This is a genomic window from Streptomyces sp. CNQ085, from assembly GCF_022614595.1.
Classification (GTDB): Bacteria; Actinomycetota; Actinomycetes; order Streptomycetales; family Streptomycetaceae; genus Streptomyces.
In genome coordinates, this window is sequence record NZ_JAJFAU010000117.1 from 1 (window position 1) to 15,830 (window position 15,830).

Genomic DNA, 15,830 nt, shown 5'->3' on the forward strand with positions numbered 1-15,830 from the left:
GAGGGGCGGCGCCCGCCGCCCCTCACCACCAGCCCCGCTCCGAGGACCGCGATGCCCAGCCGCTACGCCCAGGTCGCCTTCACCCCGAACGTCCGCCGCCACCAGGAGGCGCACAGCAGCCGCAGGGCCTACGCCCGCATGGAGCAGGGCCCGGAGGAGGCGGACCCGCTCGGTCCCGGCGAGATCGCCTTCATCGCCGAGCGCGACAGCTTCTACCTGGCCAGCATCGGCGAGACCGGCTGGCCCTACGTCCAGCACCGGGGCGGCCCGCCGGGGTTCCTCCACGCCCTCGACCCCGGCACCCTCGCCTTCGTCGACTTCCGGGGCAACCGCCAGTACATCACCGTCGGCAACCTCGACCACGACGACCGGGTCTCCCTGCTGCTCATGGACTACCTGGCGCAGACCCGGCTGAAGATCTACGGCCGGGCCCGCGCCGTGGACCCGCCGGAGGCGGACGACCTCATGGCCCGTCTGTACCCGGCGGGCGTCCGCAGCCCGGCCGAGCGCCTGATCACCGTCGAGGTGGAGGCGTACGACTGGAACTGTCCCCAGCACATCACCCGGCGCTACACCGCCGAGGAGGTCGAGCGAGCTGTGGAACCGCTGTGGCGGCGAGTGGAGCGCCTCGAGAGCGAGAACGCCGCGCTGCGCGGCGACGCCCCGGCGAGCGCCCCGCCACCCCCTCCCGCGAAACAGTGACCACCTTGACCACACAGCAGAGCGCGACCGACGCCCACCTCGCCCACAACTCCGCCCGCGCGGCGTCCCCCGGCGAGCCGCCGCCCATGCCCCCGCCCGCCGTACGGCCGTCGTCACCTGCATGGACGCGCGCCTGTACGTGTACGCGCTCCTCGGCCTGTCCCCGGGGGACTCGCACGTCTTCCGCAACGCCGGCGGCATCGTCCCCCAGGACGTCATCCGCTCCCTGGCCGTCAGCCAGCGCCTCCCGCACACCCGGGAGATCCTCCTGGTCCACCACACCGACTGCGTCATGGCCACCTTCACCGACGAGGAGTTCCTCGGCGCGGTGGAGCGGGACACCGGCGCCAGGCCCGACTGGCGGCCCGGCAGCTTCACCGATGCCGCGGACAGCGTCCGGGCCTCCATGGCACGGGCGCACGCCAGCCCATTCGTGCCCCACAAGGACTCCGTGCGCGGCTTCGTGCTCGACCTGAGGACGGAGCTCCTGGAAGAGGTGCACGCCAAGACCCCGGTGGGCTGATCCCCGCATCCCGCCGGCCCCCCACCCCTGCCCCGCCCCCCCGGTGGCCGGGGCGGCGAAAACACGCCGGATGTCCGGCCCCGCCCGGCGCCGGAAAACCGGCGTCCCGGCGAACCCGGCGTTTCTCCCGCAACCTCCTGAGCACCGGCTTTCCGGCCCGGAGCGCCCCGTTCCCGCAGGCCGCCCCTCGTGCGCCGAGCCCGCGCCCTGGCCGGATCACCACGGTGGTGCGGCCGGAAGCGAAAAGGAATTTTGACGCTCCGTCGAGCAGCTTGCTGGAATCACCCCCTGAGGATCCGGCCGAAAGTGGGGGAGAGACGGCGTGGCGCTCGACAGTCCGAAACTCAAGGACGTCCTGAGGGATGTCGCCTCCGGGGTCCTCCAGCTCCCCGACTTCCAACGCGAGTGGAAGTGGGACGACGAGCGCATCCGGGCGCTCATCGCCACCGTGACGCTCGACTACCCCCTCGGCGTGGTGATGGCCCTGGAGACCGGGGGCAGATCCCCCTTCAAACCCCGGACGATCAAGGGGGCCGAAGGGGAGGGCGACAGGGTGCCCGACCTGCTGCTGCTGGACGGTCAGCAGCGCATGACCTCGCTCTTCCAGGCGCTGCACCGGGACAGCCCGGTCGAGACGGTCGACACCCGCGGCAAGCCCCTCAGGCGCTGGTACTACGTGGACATCGCCAGGGCGGTCGGCGCGCCCTCCGAGCGCGACGAGGCGGTGGTCTCCGTCCCGGACGACCGAGTGCTGAAGACGGGCTTCCCCCGCCGGGAGACGATCGACCTGACCACGCCGGAACGGGAGTGCGCGGCCGGTTACTTCCCGATCCACCTGGTGTTCGACACCCAGAAGGTGAACGCCTGGAAGAGGATCTTCGTGGGGATCGCCGACGAGAACTGGGACCTCTGGTCTCAGTTCGAGGAGAACGTCCTCAACAACGTGAAGTCCTTCCAGGTCCCGATGATCAAACTCGCGGCCTCCACCACCATGGACGCCGTCTGCGCCGTCTTCGAGCGCGTCAACACCGGTGGCGTCCCCCTCAACGTCTTCGAACTCCTCACCGCCACCTACGCCGGCGACCAGGGCTACAGCGCCCGGCACGGCGACTACTACCGTCTGCCGGACGTGTGGTCCGCGATCAAGCGGAAGCTGACCGTCGCCCACCCGGTCTTCGGCCGCCCGGAGGCCGGTGTCGAGGACGGCCTGAGCAGCAGCGACTTCCTCCAGGCCGTCGCCCTGGTGCGCACCTGGGAGCGCAAGCGGGAGGAGCCGCGCGCCGCGGTGTCCTGCAAGCGCCGCGACCTGCTGGACCTGCCGCTGGCCGACTTCGACCGCCTGGCGCCCCGCCTGGCAGACGCCTTCCACTGGGTGGGCGCCTTCCTGGAGCGGCAGGCCATCGTCCGCACCACCGACCTGCCCTACCGCACCCAGCTCGTTCCGCTGGCCGCCGTTCGGGCCATCGTCGGCGGCGAGACGGACGCGCCCGGCGCCGAGGAGCGCATCGACCAGTGGTACTGGTGCGGGGTGCTCGGCGAGATGTACGGCGGCTCCACCGAGAGCCGCTTCCCGCGCGACGTGGAGCAGCTCATCGCCTGGCTCCGCGACGCCTGCGCCCCCGCCCCCGACACGGTGTCCGAGGCGGCCTTCCTCGACGACCGTCTGAACAGCCTGGCGACGCGCAACAGCGCCGCCTACAAGGGCGTCTACACCCTGCTGGTCAAGCAGGGCGCGGTGGACTGGCACTTCACCGAGGCCCCGCTGACCCCGGCCCGCCTGGTGGAGCAGAACGTGGACGTGCGGCAGATCTTCCCCTGGAACTGGGTCGTGAAGAACGCCCCCGCCGAGTACGCCCGCCGCGCCAACTCCATCGTCAACAAGACCCCGCTGTCCCTGCGGGCCGGCCGCAGCATGGTGGGCGCCCCGCCCGCGTACCTGAAGACGCTGGTCCAGGAGTCGGGCATGCGTCCGGAGTGGTTCGACGACGTGCTCGCCACCCATCTCATCGACCCCGCCGCCCTCCACGAGGGCGACTTCGAGCGCTTCTACGACAGCCGCGCCAAGCAGCTCCTGGAGCTGGTGAAATCGGCCATGGGCAAGCAGACCGTCTTCCGTGAGACGCAGGGCCGGTGAGCGAGGTGCCCCGCGACCCCTCGGACGATGAACTGCGAGCCCTCGGCGGCCGGACGCTCACGGTCCCCGGCCTGCTGGAGGTCTTCGGCGTGCGCAGGCGCGACGACCAGACCGTCCTGCACGTCACCCAGGCGCTCAAGGACGCCGGCCTGGCGACGGACCCGGACTTCGCCTCCTGCCGGCTGCGGGATGAGTTCCAGGTGGTGTTCCTGGACTCCGTCTCGGGAACGGCGCCCGACAACGCCGCCGGGGAGGATGACGAGGGGCTGCCCTGGGGCGCGCTGCCCCAGCAGCCCTTCACCATCGGCGACATCCCGGCCGCCCGGCGCGGCGTCGAGTGCGTCGCGTCCGGCACCCCGCTGACCCGGGCGACGTATCTGATGCAGACCAAGAACTACTCCCAGGTACCCGTCCTGGACGGCGACTCCGCGCTGAAAGGCGTCGTCACCTGGCGCTCGGTCGCCATGCTCCACGCGACGGGGAAGGACCCGGAACTGACCAACGCGGTCGAACCCGACCCGCCCGTCGCCCAGGCATACCACGAGTTCTTCTCCCTGCTGCCCGTCATCAGGGAGCACGGCTACGTGCTGGTCCGGGAGAACGACGGGACGGTCACCGGCATCGTCACGGCGGCCGACATCACCGAGCGCTTCGACGACACCGCGCGCCCGTTCTTCCTCGTCGGCGAGATCGAGCACCGGCTGCGCAGGTGTCTGGGCCCGAAGATCCCCGCCGAGGCCGTCAAGGCCGTCCAGAGGTGGGAGAAGACCGGTCGGCTCACGGACCTGATGTTCGGCGACTACGTCAAGCTCCTCGACGGCGACCAGCGCAACAGGCAGGGGCACCGCATGGAGGCGGCGTGTGCCGCCGCCGACCGCAACTGGGCGGCGCTCGACTGGTCCGAGGCGGTGGACCGTGTCGAGTTCGTGCGTCAACTCGACCGGGTGCGGGGCATCCGCAACAAGATCGCCCACTTCGACCCCGAACCGCTGCCGCCGGGGAAGAACGAGGAGCTGCGCCAGTTCGTCACCCTGCTCCGCCGGCTCACCTGAGCCGGCCCCTGGGGGGCGGGCGGTATCCGCCCCCGCAAGGGCCCCGGGTCAGCGCAGGTGGTCGAGGAAGGCGGTCCAGGCGTCCGGGCTGATCCCAGCCCCCGCGTCCTGCCCTGCCGGGTGGGGTCAGCCGCGCTCGGCGTACGCGCGCAGCCGTTCCTCGCGGCCGGTCAGGCAGCAGCTCGCGCAGCGCACCGCCTCGGCGGAGGTGTGGTAGAGGCAGCAGGTGCGGCGCAGGTACACCAGCCGCTCCCGCCCGTCCCGGGCCCGGCGTACCTCCACCACCTCGCCCAGCCCGGCCAGTCCGCCGGGGGCCCCGGCCGCGAACAGCTCCCACCGCTCCCGGAGCACACCGGGGCCGGGGCCGCCGTCGAAGGCGCACAGGGCGGTGGCGCAGCCGTGGGCCACACCGCCGCGCAACTGCCGCAGCCCGGCCCGGGTGCGCCGGTGCAGGGCGTCGGCGACGGGCAGCAGGTGCTCCTGCAGCACGGTGCGGCGCAGCAGCGCCGCCGAGTCCTCCCCGGGGCGGGCCGCGCACAGCCGCGCCTCGCGCACCCGTACGCCCGCGATGCCGTGGCCCGACGGCCGCAGGAGGACGTTACCCGCCGTCATGTCCGGCACCTGGCCGGTCAGGGCCCAGTGCAGCACGGCCGCGGCCGTGACCCGGCCCGCGTAGACCGCCATCACCGTCAGCGCGGCGGCGTGCTCGGTGCGGTGGCCGCTGCCTCGGTACTCGCAACCGATCAGATCGCCGAGTTCCGCGCTCCGCGGGTCGGAGAGCGCGGACGCGGCCAGCCACCGCCCGGCCTCGGCGGCGGGCGGCCCGCCCACCTCGACGTGCCAGCGGGGCCCGTACGGCGCGGGCTTCCACGGCCCGCTCATGACGGCCCGCCCACGACGGGCCGCCGGTGGACGGCACGGTATACGGCCATGGCCTTGCCTCTCCGGGGATGTCCTCGTCCCCTGGCCGAAGCGGAAGGCGGCGCGTCAGTGTCTGACTCCCGGCGCCCCGCGGGGCGCCGGTCACAGTGGCGGGACCGTACCGGGCTCTCACCGGTTTCCTGTCCGTCGCCGCCCGGGATGGTCACGGCAAGTCTGTCAGGCGGCGGACGGACGCGGGACCCGTCGTGACGAAGCACACGGCGGCGCCCCCGCTTCCGGTCCGGGTTCCGTGATCCCCGGCACCGGGTCACCGGTCAGGCGTCGAGAGGTGCTTCCTTCCGGGCACCGGCTTCGGGCGCGAGGACGGCGCGGAGGCGGCCGATGCCCTGCCGCCACCCCGGACCGTGGCTCGTCTCGTCCCAGAGCTCGGCCAGCTCGGACTCCCCGGCGACCACCCGGTCGAGCGCTTCGACGGCGAGCGGACGGAGGTCGTCGGCGAAGGCGGGAAGGGCCTCTTTGGGCCCGTAGGCCATGCCGACCGGCTCACCGCCCGGGCACCGCGCCGCGACGAGAGCGGCGGCCGCGACGGCCTCCGCGCCCTCGGAGCCGTCGAGGTAGTCGCGGGTCCGCGCGACGCGGCCGAGCGTCGCGCGGACGAGACCCTCGCGTCCGTCCGGGGCCGTCCTGTCCAGAGCGCCGGCGAAATCCGCTGCCGCATCGTTCTCGAAGGGGCCGATGTCCCAGGTTCCCACGGTGATCTCCTCGTGTCGCGATGTGCGGCGATCATCGCAGCGGCCACTGACAGCGGCCGGTGTGCCGGTCCTCCCGGGCGGGGATGTCGCCAGGGAGGACCGGCGGGGCGCGGGTCAGCGCAGGTGGTCGAGGAAGGCGGCCCAGGCGTCCGGGCTGACGCCGAGGACGGGGCCGGCGGGGCGCTTGCTGTCGCGGACGGGGACTATGCCGGGTACGTCGTCCGCCACCTCAACGCACTCGTTGTTGCCGCCGCTGTGTGTACTGCTGCGCCACGTCGCGACCGACAGGTCCGGGGTGCTGTGGCGTGTGCTCTTCATGCTCTGTGCTCCTTGGCCCTGCGGTGGATGACGGCACGGGACTCCACCGGAGAGAGCGCCGATGTGCGTGCGGCGTCGAACAGATCCCGGTATCGGGCGACCTCCGCCTCACGCTCAAGCCACATGGAGCCGGTCGGGTTGTCCGCCAGCACCACGTCAAGCGCCCCCTCTTCGGGGAAACCCAGCACTACGTACGGGCCGAACATACTCGCATGGGCTCCGCGGGAGAACGGCAGCACTTGGACAGTCACGTTGGGATGCTCGGAGGCGTCCAGGAGGTGCTGTAGCTGAGCCTTCATGACGTCCGGCCCTCCGACCTGCTGGAGAAGCACGGCCTCCGAGATGACGGACCAGAGACGAAGCGGGGACTCGCCGGTCAGCCTCTCCTGGCGTGCGAGGCGCACCTGCACGAACTTCTCGATCTCGTCCGCCTTCTGCCACTGCTGCGAGGCCACCGTCACGGCCCGGATGTACTCGGGTGTCTGGAGCAGTCCCGGAACGAGTTGCGCCTGGAAGGTGCGGATGGAGTCCGCCATGGTCTCCATCGCGATGTAGTCGCGGTAGGTGTCCGCGAGAACGGAGCTGTACTGGTTCCACCACCCCTGCCTGCGGCGGCGGTTGGCCTTGCGTGCCAGCGCGGCCAGTCGCTCGCGAAGGTCGGGGTCCGATACCCCGTAGGCATGCAGCATGGCGGTCAGGTCCGGGAGCCGGACCGCCACCCGGCCGTTCTCGATTCGGCTGATCTTGCCCTTGGTGCAGTCGAGGGCCTCGGCGGCCTGGACGGTCGTCAGTCCTGCCGCTTCCCGCAGCCGCCGCAACTCGTCTCCGAGTTGGCGGCCGAGAACGGTGGACGGGTTCGGGGTGTTGCTCTTCGCAAGCATGCCGACACGTTTAGCAGAGCAGCAGGCTTCACGGAATGGTATTAATCCGAAAGAGGGAACATCGCCATCATCTTTGCTGGAAACGTTGCAAGTGCGCTCGATCCGCTCTCATTCTGCTGGTCATGGACACCGGAGTCCCACGGCCAACTGGCCGCTTCCGCAGGGGACTCCGGCCGAGCGTCGATTCCCTGGGAGCTGCCATGGCCGCACCGCATCACGTCTCCTTCCGGCTTTCTCGCCGTCGCGGCAGCGTGCCCAGAGCGAGGGCACTGCTGGGGGCGGTGCTCGGTGAGTGGCGGGTCGGGCAGGACGTGCTGGAGACGGCGGAGCTGGTGCTGTCGGAACTGGTCACCAACGCGGTGCGCGTACGGGTGCCGAACGACCGGCAGGTGGGGGTGAAGATCGCGCACTCGCGGGCGGACGGCCTGCTGCGGCTGGAGGTGAGCGACGCGGGGGACGGATGGCCCAAGGTGCGCGACCCCGGCGAGGACGACACAGGCGGGCGCGGCCTGCTGCTCGTGGAGGCGCTGGCCCACCGCTGGGGGGTGCGCAGGCGCGCGTGCGGGATCGGGAAGACGGTGTGGGCCGAACTGAAGGCCCCGGATCTGGTGGCCGTGCCCGTCGAGAGGGAGATCGCGGCGGTGACGGCCCAGCCCGGCCAGCGGGTCAGGCTCTGGGGTGTGTGGAAGACGATCCGCAGCGTCAGGGGGGAGCGGTCGCCGCTGGGCGGGCTCGTCATGGTGCTGGGGCTGGACGACGGCCCGGCGATGCGCGTGGACGCCGCCGAACCGCTGGTCGTCATGGACGGCGGGGCGGACGTGACCGCTGTGACCGTCGTGACCGCCGTGACCGCCGACGCGGACCGGCCCTCGGACGGGAACGAGGCGGACCGCGCGGTCAGCGGGAAAACGGGGGAGGGACCGGAGCACTACACTGGCCGCCGGACCGGAACACAACCTCAAGGAGACACGGGACCGTGACGGCCATCGTCGACGAGTTCAGGTGGCGCGGGCTCATCGCCCAGTCCACCGACGAGGACGCATTGCGCAAGGCCCTGGCGAACGGCCCCGTCACGTTCTATTGCGGCTTCGACCCGACCGCGGCCAGCCTGCACGTGGGGCACCTGGTGCAGGTGCTCACCGTCCGCCGGCTCCAGCAGGCCGGGCACCGGCCGCTGGCCCTGGTGGGCGGCGCGACCGGGCACATCGGCGACCCCCGGCCGACCGCCGAGCGCACCCTGAACGACGCGGAGACCATCGCCGGGTGGGTGACCCGGCTGCGCGCGCAGATCGAGCCGTACCTCTCCTTCGAGGGTGACAACGCGGCGGTCATGGTCAACAACATGGACTGGACCTCGGGCCTGTCCGTGATCGGGTTCCTGCGGGACATCGGCAAGCACTTCCGGGTGAACAAGATGCTCACCAAGGAGTCGGTCGCCCAGCGCCTCGCCTCCGACCAGGGCATCAGCTACACGGAGTTCAGCTACCAGCTCCTTCAGGCCATGGACTTCCTGGAGCTGTACCGCCGCCACGGCTGCACCCTCCAGACCGGCGGCAGCGACCAGTGGGGCAACCTCACGGCCGGCCTGGACCTGATCCACCGCCTGGAGCCGCACGCCGAGGTGCACGCGCTGGCGACGCCGCTGATGACGAAGGCGGACGGCACCAAGTTCGGCAAGACGGAGACCGGCACGCTCTGGCTCGACCCGGAGATGACCACGCCGTACGCGTTCTACCAGTTCTGGCTGAACACCGACGACCGGGACATCTCGCGGTACATGCGCATCCTCTCCTTCCGCTCCCGAGAGGAGCTGGAGGAGCTGGAGAAGCTGACCGAGGAGAGGCCGCAGGCCCGTGCCGCGCAGCGCGCGCTCGCCGAGGAGCTGACCACGCTGGTGCACGGCGCCGACCAGTGCGCGGCCGTGATCGCCGCCTCGAAGGCGCTGTTCGGACAGGGCGACCTCGCCGGGCTGGACGAGGCGACGCTGGCCGCCGCGGTCTCCGAGCTCCCCGGCGCCAAGGTGAGCGAACCCGGGCAGATCACCGACCTGTTCGCGCGGGTCGGCCTGGTGGCGAGCAAGTCGGCCGCCCGCCGCACGGTGAAGGAGGGCGGCGCCTACGTGAACAACGTGAAGGTGACCGCCGAGGACGCGGTCGCCACGGCCGACCAGCTGATCCACGGACGCTGGCTGGTGCTGCGGCGCGGCAAGAAGAACCTGGCGGCCGTCGAGGTCACCGGGGCCTGACACGGCCCGGACGCTCCGGGCGAGGCGCCGTCCACGCGGGAGACCGCGCGGGCGGCGCCTGCCGTCGTGCCCGTCACTCCGTCCCGCCCGGCTCGGGAGACGGCCCCCCGGGGCCTGGACGTGCGCCTCGGCGGACAGAGACGTACCGAGGGAGCGTTCCGTTCCGCGGCTTCCCCTCCGCCGTTCCCGGGGGCGGACGCGGACGGCCGGGCTATACTTGGTCCACCGCTTAGTCCACCTGGTGACCGGAATGTGGGGCAGCCGTGGAAGCAGCTCGGCAGTACAACGTGCACGAAGCCAAGACACAACTCTCCCGGATCCTCGAGCAGGTCGCCACCGGTCAGGAGGTGGTGATCAGCAAGGCGGGGGAGCCGGTGGCCAAGGTGGTGCCCCTGCGGCCCAAGGTGAGGCGGACCGGCCGTGGTTCGCTCAAGGGGCTCGTCCACATCCCGGACGACTTCGACGAACTGCCCGATGACATCGCCGACGCCTTCGGGATGCGCTGATGCGACTCCTGCTCGACACCCACGTGGTCCTGTGGTGGCTGGACGACTCCCCCGAGCTCTCCGGTGAGGTCAAGGACCTGCTCGACACGGAACCCGCCGTGTACGTGAGCGCGGTGACACCCTGGGAGATCTCCATCAAGCAGTCCCTCGGCAAGCTCGAAGGGCCGGCGGACCTGGCCGAGCGTGTGCGTGACAGCCAGTTCACCGGCCTGCCCGTCACCGCCGGGCACGGAGTGCGGGCAGGCCGGCTTCCGGAGCACCACAGAGACCCCTTCGACCGGATGCTGGTCGCCCAGGCGCAGACCGAGGGGATGACCCTGGTGACCCGCGACAAGTGGATCCCGCAGTACGACGTGCGGGTCATGTCCGTCTGAGGCCCGGACGCGGACGGCCGGGCCGGTGCCGGGCCGTGCCTCAGGCGGCGGTCCGGAGCGGGAAGGACGCCCGGATCGTCTTGCCCTCGCCCGGGCGGAGGGCGACGGTGACGTCGGTGGCCAGTTCGCGCACCAGCAGCCAGCCGAAGCCGCCGGGGACGGAGGGGTTTATCTGGACCGTCCTGGGCCGCCGGACACTGGCGTCCGAGACCTCCACCAGCACGCCGCCGTCCCCGGGGGCCAGGCGGAAGCCGGTCACCCCGCCGGCGTGACGGACCGCGTTGGACACCAGCTCCGAGACCCCCAGCAGCACGGCGTCCACATCGGCCTTCGAGGCGTCCGGCTCGGCCACCCGGAGGAAGCCGCGTGTCATCTCCCGCGCCCGGTCCCCGGACTGTGGCGGGCGGCTGGTCAAGCGCTCCGGTGGGCGGCCTTCCCTGTGCATCGGTCCTCCTCGCTTCGGAGCTGCTTTCCCAACTCCACTGCATCGTCTGCCCCCGGGTGCGCCGCCGAACACAACCGGATCCGGTGCTCCGGATTCCTTCCCGGAGGGAGGAGAAACGCCGGAAAATGATGTAACTGCCTGTGGCATATGCGCGACGAGGCGGGGCGGTCGGCGGTCGGCGGCCGCGACAGGCGACCGGATGCGAATCCGCGGGGACCGCCCGGCGGAGCGGGAGGCGATCCGGTCGGATTTCCCCGAAGGCGCGGCCCGGCTCCGGCCGCTCTTCTACGCTGAGCGGCCGGAGAGGGCGCCTCGTCGCCGGCTCGACGGCGCCCCTGGGGGGAGACGGATGAGAACCGACGGATCGCACGGACAGCCGTACGCCGCGCCGCCGCGGGTCACACTGGAGGACCTGCTCTCCGTGGTGGGAGCCGGGGTCCTGGAGCCGGGCTTCGTCCCCGGAGGGATGGGCGCCGAGGTCACCGGGGTGACGGTGCTGGACGCGCGGGAGCCGGGGACCGGGCCGGGCGAGGTGGTGCTGGCGGTCGGCGTCGATCCGGAGTCGGCCTCCGCCGCCGATGCCGTACGGCGGGCAGGCGGTGTGCGAGCGGCGGCCGTGGTGTTCGGGCCCAGGCGGCCGGAGGAGCAGCCCGAGACGCTGCGGGCGGCCGCCGAGGAGACCGGGACCGCGGTTCTCTTCCGCACGGCGTGGTGTCCCTGGGCGCGGTTGGTGGGCCTGCTCAGGCCTGGTGTCGGCGGGGGTGTCGCCCGACCCCGAGGCGGAGACCGTGGTCCTGGGTGACCTGGACGGTCTGGCCGACGCGCTGGCGGCCCTGGTCGGCGGCGCGGTCACCATCGAGGACACCCGGTCGCAGGTGCTCGCCCACTCCTCCACCTGGGGCGAGGTGGACGAGTTGCGCATGCGGACCGTCCTCGGTAAACGCGTCCCGGAGTGGCGCGTCGCCGCGATGCGCGAGGACGGTTTCTTCCGGATGCTGTGGGGCTCGGGGGACGTGATCCACAGGCCCGCCGGAGGAGAGAACCCGGAGCGCCTGGTGGCGGCGGTCCGGGCCGGCGGGGAGGTGCTGGGCTCGATCTGGGTGGCGGCCGAGGGGAGACCCCTGGCGCCGGGAGCGGCCGACACCCTGCGAGCGGCGGCCCGGGCAGCGGCCCGCCACCTGGTCAGCCATCGCACCCGTGGAGGGCGCGACCGTCATGTGGAGGACGCGGCCCGGGCTCTGCTCGCGGGGCGGGGGCCCGCCGCGTCCGGGCCGTCTCCGTCCGGGGGTGAGAGGAAACCGCCCGCCCTTTGTCGCCGCGCACGGGAACCACCGTGCACGCGCCGGAAGACTGCCCGGCCCCACGGCCTCCGGCGCGGTATCCCGTAAAGCGCCACGAAGACGCCCGCCACTTCCGGGAGCAGCCTGGTGACAGGCCCGGCGGAACCCCGCCGCGGCCCAGGGACACCGACACGGGAGGCACACCGTGACCGACCCCACGACACCGGCCGGGAGGCGGGAGCAGGTCCTGCGGGCCGCTATCGGCCAGGGGCTGCTGGACCCCGAGCGGGCCGTACTGGCCGCGTTCGTCGATCTGGACGGCATCGCCGCCACGGCCGCCACCCGGACCGTCCTCGCCCCCGATGCCTGGCCCCTGCGGATCACCGCCCACAACCCCCACGGCGGAGCCAAGAGCGGTCCGCCGGTGCGGCAGGACGTGGCCGGCCCGGCCTGCTTCGCCGGGGACCTGCTGGCACGCGACCGCGAACTGCCGCTCCTGGCCCCGGGTGACCTCGTCGTCCTGCCGGACACCGGCGCGTACTACTTCTCCACGCCCTTCCACTACAACAGCCTGCCCGAACCGGCCGTCCACGGCTTCCGCACCGGCGCCGGCGGCCGGGTCGGCTTCGAGACCATCCGCCCCGCGCAGTCCCCGCCGGAGGCGCTGGTCCCCGCCGGGCGAACCGCCTGACACCGGCACCGCACACCGCCGGGGCGCACGGTCCCGTGCGTCCCGGCGGCCATCGCGACACGACCGCACGACACGTAGGAGGAGCCGAAGCGATGACAGCACGGCACACCCCGCCGGGGTGTTCTGCGAAAGACCGGAAGTCCTCTCTCCGACCGCGCCGGGGGGAGGGCCCGGCCGGCGCCGGGGGCCGCTGCCGCCGGACGGCGCGCGGCATCGCACGGTGGGCGGTCCGGCGCCGGAACGTCGCCGCTGACCAGTTCCTGCGAGGCGCCTGCTACGGCGCGGGAGCCACCGCGGTGAGCCTGCTGACGGTCTGGGCCCAGACCCGCTGAGGCGTCCGCCCCACGGCCCCACGGCCGCGCGGGCGCAGGGGCGGCCCCGCCTACACTTGGCCCGGTGTTCGCCCCCCTCCACATCGACGAAGAGCTGCGTGACGCGCTCGCCCGCCTCCTCGACGGGCTGCCGCCCCGGCAGGCCGCCGCGGCCGTCGAGCGGCTGATCAGCGGCTACCGGGACAGCGGCGCCGGGGCCCCCGTCCTGCGCGACAGCGGCGACGTCGCCGCCTACGCCGCCTACCGGATGCCCGCCACCTTCGAGGCCGTCCGCGCCGCCCTGGACGCCCTCGCCGACCGGGCCCCGGAGCTGGACCCGGCCACCCATCTGGACGTGGGCGGGGGCACGGGCGCGGCCGTGTGGGCCGCCGCCGCGGTCTGGGGCGACGGCCCGGACCGGAACGGGCAGGCGCGGGCGCGGGCGCGGGCGACCACCGTGCTGGACCGGTCCGAACCCGCCCTCGCCCTCGGCCGTGAACTGGCCGGCGGCTCCGGCTCGGCCGCCCTGCGCGGCACCGAGTGGCGGCAGGAGCGCATCGGGGCCGCGCCGGGGCTGGAGGCGGCCGATCTGGTCACCGTCTCCTACGTGCTGAACGAACTGCCCGGGGACGCCCGGCACTCCCTGGCCGACGCCGCCGCCGCGGCGGCCCGGCGGGCGGTGGTGATCGTCGAGCCGGGCACCCCGGAGGGCTACCGGCGGATCATCGAGGCGCGCGGCCGGCTGATCGGGGCCGGGCTGCGCGTCCTGGCCCCCTGCCCGCACAGCGGCGCCTGCCCGGTAGAGCCCGACACGGACTGGTGCCACTTCGCCGCCCGCGTCAGCCGGTCCTCCCTCCACCGGCGGGTGAAGGGGGGGTCGCTGGCGTACGAGGACGAGAAGTTCTCCTACGTGGCCGCCGTCCGCCCCGGTGCGGGCGGCGGCGATACGGGCGGCGGCACGGACGGCACGCCCGCCGCGGCGCGGATCGTGCGCAGGCCGCAGATCCGCAAGGGCCAGGTCCTGCTCGACCTGTGCGCCGGGCCGGACGCCGGACGCGGCGGGCTGCGGCGCGAGACCGTCACCAAGCGGCGCGGTCCGGCATACCGCGCCGCCCGGGACGCGCGCTGGGGCGATGCCTGGAGCGAGACCCGCGACGGCGGGCGGGACGGGGGCGGGGACTGACGACCCCGCCCCGCACCGGCGCGGTGCGGCGCCCGGGTCAGCCGCGCAGCTCCGCCGTGCAGCACTTCACGCTGCCGCCGCCCTTGAGCAGCTCCCCCAGATCGACCCCGACCGGCTCGTAACCGCGCTCGCGCAACGGCTCGAACAGGCCCACCGCCGCCTGCGGCAGCAGTACGTGGTGCCCGTCGCTGACCGCGTTCAGGCCGAAGGCGCGGGCGTCGGCCTCCCCGGCGGTGATCGCCTCGGGGAAGAGCCGCGCCAGCACCGCCCGGCTGCCGGGCGAGAACGCCCGCGGGTAGTACATGACGGCGTCGTCGCGGGAGTCGTCCAGCACACACAGAGCCGTGTCCAGGTGGTAGAAGCGCGGGTCCACCAGGTCCAGGCCGACGACCGGACGGCCGAAGAACTCCTGCGCCTCCGGGTGGGACAGCGGACTGCTGCGGAAGCCGCGCCCGGCCAGCAGCCAGGAGGCGGTGACGGCGAAGTCCCCCTCGCCCTCGTTGACGTGCTCCGGCTCGCGCACCTCGGCGAAACCGTGCGCCCGGTACCACTCCCGGTGCACCGCGGCCTCCCGCGCCCGCTCCGGATGGGCGAAGCGGGCGCCCAGCACCCGGCCGTCGACGACGAGCGCGCCGTTGGCGGCGTACACCATGTCGGGCAGCTCCGGGTCGGGAGCCAGCTCCTCGACGGTGTGGCCGAGCGCGCGGCAGGCGTCGCGCAGGGCCTCCCACTGGGTCACGGCCAGCGGGAGGTCCACGGGCTTGGCCGGGTCCATCCACGGGTTGATGGAGTAGGTGACCGCGAAGTACGCCGGTGGGCACATCAGGTAGCGGCGGGGTGTGTACACGGGAGGGCTCCTCACAGGATCGCTGCGTGGCGGAGGTGTCGCGCTGTGTCAGCACATCGTCCACCCGGCCGGGCGTCCCTGTCCTGTCCGGGAGGAGGATTTCCGCTGTACGGCGCAGAACCGTCTCCCGGCGGGCCGGGCGGACCGTGACCATCGCGACCACCGTTCGATTACTCATCGGGGGCGCGGAAGGAGCAGGATGGAGAAGGCCGTCCGGGATCTTCGGAATCCGCCCGGCCGAAGGCGCTCGGTTTCGTACCCTCGAGATCCACGGCCCCGGTCACGCGTGGGGCGGTACGCGGTCCGGCACACGAGGTCGCTGCCCGGTCCGCCCCGACGCCCCGCGAGACCGGCCGCGAGCACCGCACACCAGGGAAGCGATTCCCCCACAGGCCCAGGCCGGTGGTTCCCGCGCTAGGAGTCCGATGGAACGCGAAAGCAGATTCTCCCGGTGGCTGCGCCGACGCTCCCGCGGCGCGCACGCGAGCGCCGCGCAGAAAGCGGCCCGCGTACGGGAGGACCTGCTGCTGACGGCCGTCGCGGCCGGCTTCCCCCTGGCGCCGGCCGCGCACCCCGAGGGCTACGGCTGCTCCTGCGACCGGATCGGCTGCCCCGCCCCCGGCCGGCATCCGGTCTCCTTCGCCTGGCAGACCCAGGCCACCACCGACCCCGGGCAGATCGCCCGCTGGGGCGCCGGCCGGCCG

General features: G+C 73.1%; 19 protein-coding genes and 1 riboswitch. Of the genes, 13 read left to right on the forward strand and 6 right to left on the reverse strand.

The features are described 5' to 3' along the window. From LJ221_RS17995 to LJ221_RS18010, 4 genes are all read left to right on the forward strand, one after another. Positions 1-702, forward strand: a 702-nt coding sequence (locus tag LJ221_RS17995) for a pyridoxamine 5'-phosphate oxidase family protein (RefSeq protein WP_308314811.1), incomplete at its 5' end; no start/stop codon positions are given. A gap of 121 nt (positions 703-823) precedes the next feature. Further along, entirely contained in the window at positions 824-1,225 is a 402-nt protein-coding gene (locus LJ221_RS18000) for a carbonic anhydrase (RefSeq protein ID WP_241717758.1), read from the forward strand. A 322-nt stretch (positions 1,226-1,547) separates the two neighbouring features. Then, positions 1,548-3,359 (forward strand): DUF262 domain-containing protein, encoded by a 1,812-nt coding sequence (locus LJ221_RS23510; RefSeq protein ID WP_308314812.1) that lies wholly within the window; start codon positions 1,548-1,550, stop codon positions 3,357-3,359. After that, positions 3,356-4,411: a CBS domain-containing protein gene (locus tag LJ221_RS18010; protein WP_308314813.1), complete on the forward strand. Its 1,056-nt coding sequence runs from the start codon at positions 3,356-3,358 to the stop codon at positions 4,409-4,411. The genes LJ221_RS23510 and LJ221_RS18010 overlap by 4 nt, the downstream gene beginning before the upstream one ends. A gap of 126 nt (positions 4,412-4,537) precedes the next feature. On the opposite strand, the gene LJ221_RS18015 is transcribed toward LJ221_RS18010, so the two are convergent. The 4 genes from LJ221_RS18015 to LJ221_RS18030 form a co-directional block, all read right to left on the reverse strand. Then, positions 4,538-5,293 (reverse strand): hypothetical protein, encoded by a 756-nt coding sequence (locus tag LJ221_RS18015; protein WP_241717759.1) that lies wholly within the window; start codon positions 5,291-5,293, stop codon positions 4,538-4,540. A 106-nt stretch (positions 5,294-5,399) separates the two neighbouring features. Beyond that, positions 5,400-5,476, reverse strand: a riboswitch (cobalamin riboswitch). 131 nt (positions 5,477-5,607) lie between these two features. Then, positions 5,608-6,045 carry a DUF4259 domain-containing protein gene (locus tag LJ221_RS18020; protein WP_241717760.1) on the reverse strand — a complete coding sequence of 146 codons (438 nt, stop codon included), beginning with the start codon at positions 6,043-6,045 and terminating at the stop codon, positions 5,608-5,610. Between the two features lie 114 nt (positions 6,046-6,159). Further along, a complete protein-coding gene (locus LJ221_RS18025; RefSeq protein ID WP_206346288.1) occupies positions 6,160-6,363 on the reverse strand; it encodes a DUF397 domain-containing protein in 204 nt (67 codons plus the stop codon). Next, the gene (locus LJ221_RS18030) at positions 6,360-7,244 is read right to left on the reverse strand and encodes a helix-turn-helix transcriptional regulator (protein WP_241717761.1); all 885 of its coding nucleotides are present in this window, start codon (positions 7,242-7,244) and stop codon (positions 6,360-6,362) included. Before LJ221_RS18030 ends, LJ221_RS18025 begins: the two co-directional genes overlap by 4 nt. Positions 7,245-7,444: 200 nt before the next feature. Between LJ221_RS18030 and LJ221_RS18035 the strand changes: the two genes are divergently transcribed. The 4 genes from LJ221_RS18035 (at position 7,445) to LJ221_RS18050 (ending at position 10,369) form a co-directional block, all read left to right on the forward strand. Beyond that, entirely contained in the window at positions 7,445-8,224 is a 780-nt protein-coding gene (locus tag LJ221_RS18035; RefSeq protein ID WP_241717762.1) for an ATP-binding protein, read from the forward strand. Continuing rightward, on the forward strand, positions 8,221-9,489 hold the full coding sequence (gene tyrS / locus LJ221_RS18040; RefSeq protein ID WP_241717763.1) for a tyrosine--tRNA ligase: 1,269 nt from the start codon (positions 8,221-8,223) through the stop codon (positions 9,487-9,489). Before LJ221_RS18035 ends, tyrS begins: the two co-directional genes overlap by 4 nt. Before the next feature lie 263 nt (positions 9,490-9,752). Beyond that, positions 9,753-9,995 (forward strand): type II toxin-antitoxin system Phd/YefM family antitoxin, encoded by a 243-nt coding sequence (locus LJ221_RS18045; protein ID WP_241717764.1) that lies wholly within the window; start codon positions 9,753-9,755, stop codon positions 9,993-9,995. Further along, positions 9,995-10,369, forward strand: coding sequence for a type II toxin-antitoxin system VapC family toxin (locus LJ221_RS18050; protein ID WP_241717765.1), 375 nt, complete (start codon positions 9,995-9,997; stop codon positions 10,367-10,369). The genes LJ221_RS18045 and LJ221_RS18050 overlap by 1 nt, the downstream gene beginning before the upstream one ends. 40 nt (positions 10,370-10,409) lie before the next feature. Here LJ221_RS18050 and LJ221_RS18055 read toward each other — a convergent pair whose 3' ends face one another. Further along, positions 10,410-10,742 (reverse strand): ATP-binding protein, encoded by a 333-nt coding sequence (locus tag LJ221_RS18055; protein ID WP_241717766.1) that lies wholly within the window; start codon positions 10,740-10,742, stop codon positions 10,410-10,412. 421 nt (positions 10,743-11,163) lie between these two features. Here LJ221_RS18055 and LJ221_RS18060 point away from each other — a divergent pair, with 421 nt between their 5' ends. The 4 genes from LJ221_RS18060 to LJ221_RS18075 all read left to right on the forward strand — a co-directional run bounded on the left by LJ221_RS18060 (position 11,164) and on the right by LJ221_RS18075 (position 14,279). Then, entirely contained in the window at positions 11,164-11,616 is a 453-nt protein-coding gene (locus LJ221_RS18060) for a hypothetical protein (RefSeq protein ID WP_241717767.1), read from the forward strand. After that, positions 11,576-12,202 carry a hypothetical protein gene (locus tag LJ221_RS18065; protein ID WP_241717768.1) on the forward strand — a complete coding sequence of 209 codons (627 nt, stop codon included), beginning with the start codon at positions 11,576-11,578 and terminating at the stop codon, positions 12,200-12,202. The genes LJ221_RS18060 and LJ221_RS18065 overlap by 41 nt, the downstream gene beginning before the upstream one ends. Before the next feature lie 97 nt (positions 12,203-12,299). Then, positions 12,300-12,785 (forward strand): hypothetical protein, encoded by a 486-nt coding sequence (locus tag LJ221_RS18070; RefSeq protein WP_374228494.1) that lies wholly within the window; start codon positions 12,300-12,302, stop codon positions 12,783-12,785. Positions 12,786-13,181: 396 nt separating this feature from the next. After that, the gene (locus LJ221_RS18075; protein WP_241717769.1) at positions 13,182-14,279 is read left to right on the forward strand and encodes a small ribosomal subunit Rsm22 family protein; all 1,098 of its coding nucleotides are present in this window, start codon (positions 13,182-13,184) and stop codon (positions 14,277-14,279) included. A 37-nt stretch (positions 14,280-14,316) separates the two neighbouring features. Here LJ221_RS18075 and ddaH read toward each other — a convergent pair whose 3' ends face one another. Continuing rightward, positions 14,317-15,102 (reverse strand): dimethylargininase, encoded by a 786-nt coding sequence (ddaH, locus tag LJ221_RS18080; protein ID WP_241717773.1) that lies wholly within the window; start codon positions 15,100-15,102, stop codon positions 14,317-14,319. Between the two features lie 449 nt (positions 15,103-15,551). Here ddaH and LJ221_RS18085 point away from each other — a divergent pair. Next, on the forward strand, positions 15,552-15,830 hold a 279-nt coding region (locus LJ221_RS18085), incomplete at its 3' end, for a bifunctional DNA primase/polymerase (protein WP_241717770.1).

Bases quoted from the DNA above. Each gene is read 5' to 3' on its own strand.
- LJ221_RS18035 (WP_241717762.1), top strand. From the start codon at position 7,445: ATGGCCGCACCGCATCACGTCTCCTTCCGGCTTTCTCGCCGTCGCGGC.
- LJ221_RS18015 (WP_241717759.1), bottom strand. From the start codon at position 5,293: ATGAGCGGGCCGTGGAAGCCCGCGCCGTACGGGCCCCGCTGGCACGTC.
- LJ221_RS18050 (WP_241717765.1), top strand. From the start codon at position 9,995: ATGCGACTCCTGCTCGACACCCACGTGGTCCTGTGGTGGCTGGACGAC.
- LJ221_RS18000 (WP_241717758.1), top strand. From the start codon at position 824: ATGGACGCGCGCCTGTACGTGTACGCGCTCCTCGGCCTGTCCCCGGGG.
- LJ221_RS18030 (WP_241717761.1), bottom strand. From the start codon at position 7,244: ATGCTTGCGAAGAGCAACACCCCGAACCCGTCCACCGTTCTCGGCCGC.
- LJ221_RS18060 (WP_241717767.1), top strand. From the start codon at position 11,164: ATGAGAACCGACGGATCGCACGGACAGCCGTACGCCGCGCCGCCGCGG.
- LJ221_RS18025 (WP_206346288.1), bottom strand. From the start codon at position 6,363: ATGAAGAGCACACGCCACAGCACCCCGGACCTGTCGGTCGCGACGTGG.
- ddaH (WP_241717773.1), bottom strand. From the start codon at position 15,102: ATGTGCCCACCGGCGTACTTCGCGGTCACCTACTCCATCAACCCGTGG.
- LJ221_RS18055 (WP_241717766.1), bottom strand. From the start codon at position 10,742: ATGACACGCGGCTTCCTCCGGGTGGCCGAGCCGGACGCCTCGAAGGCC.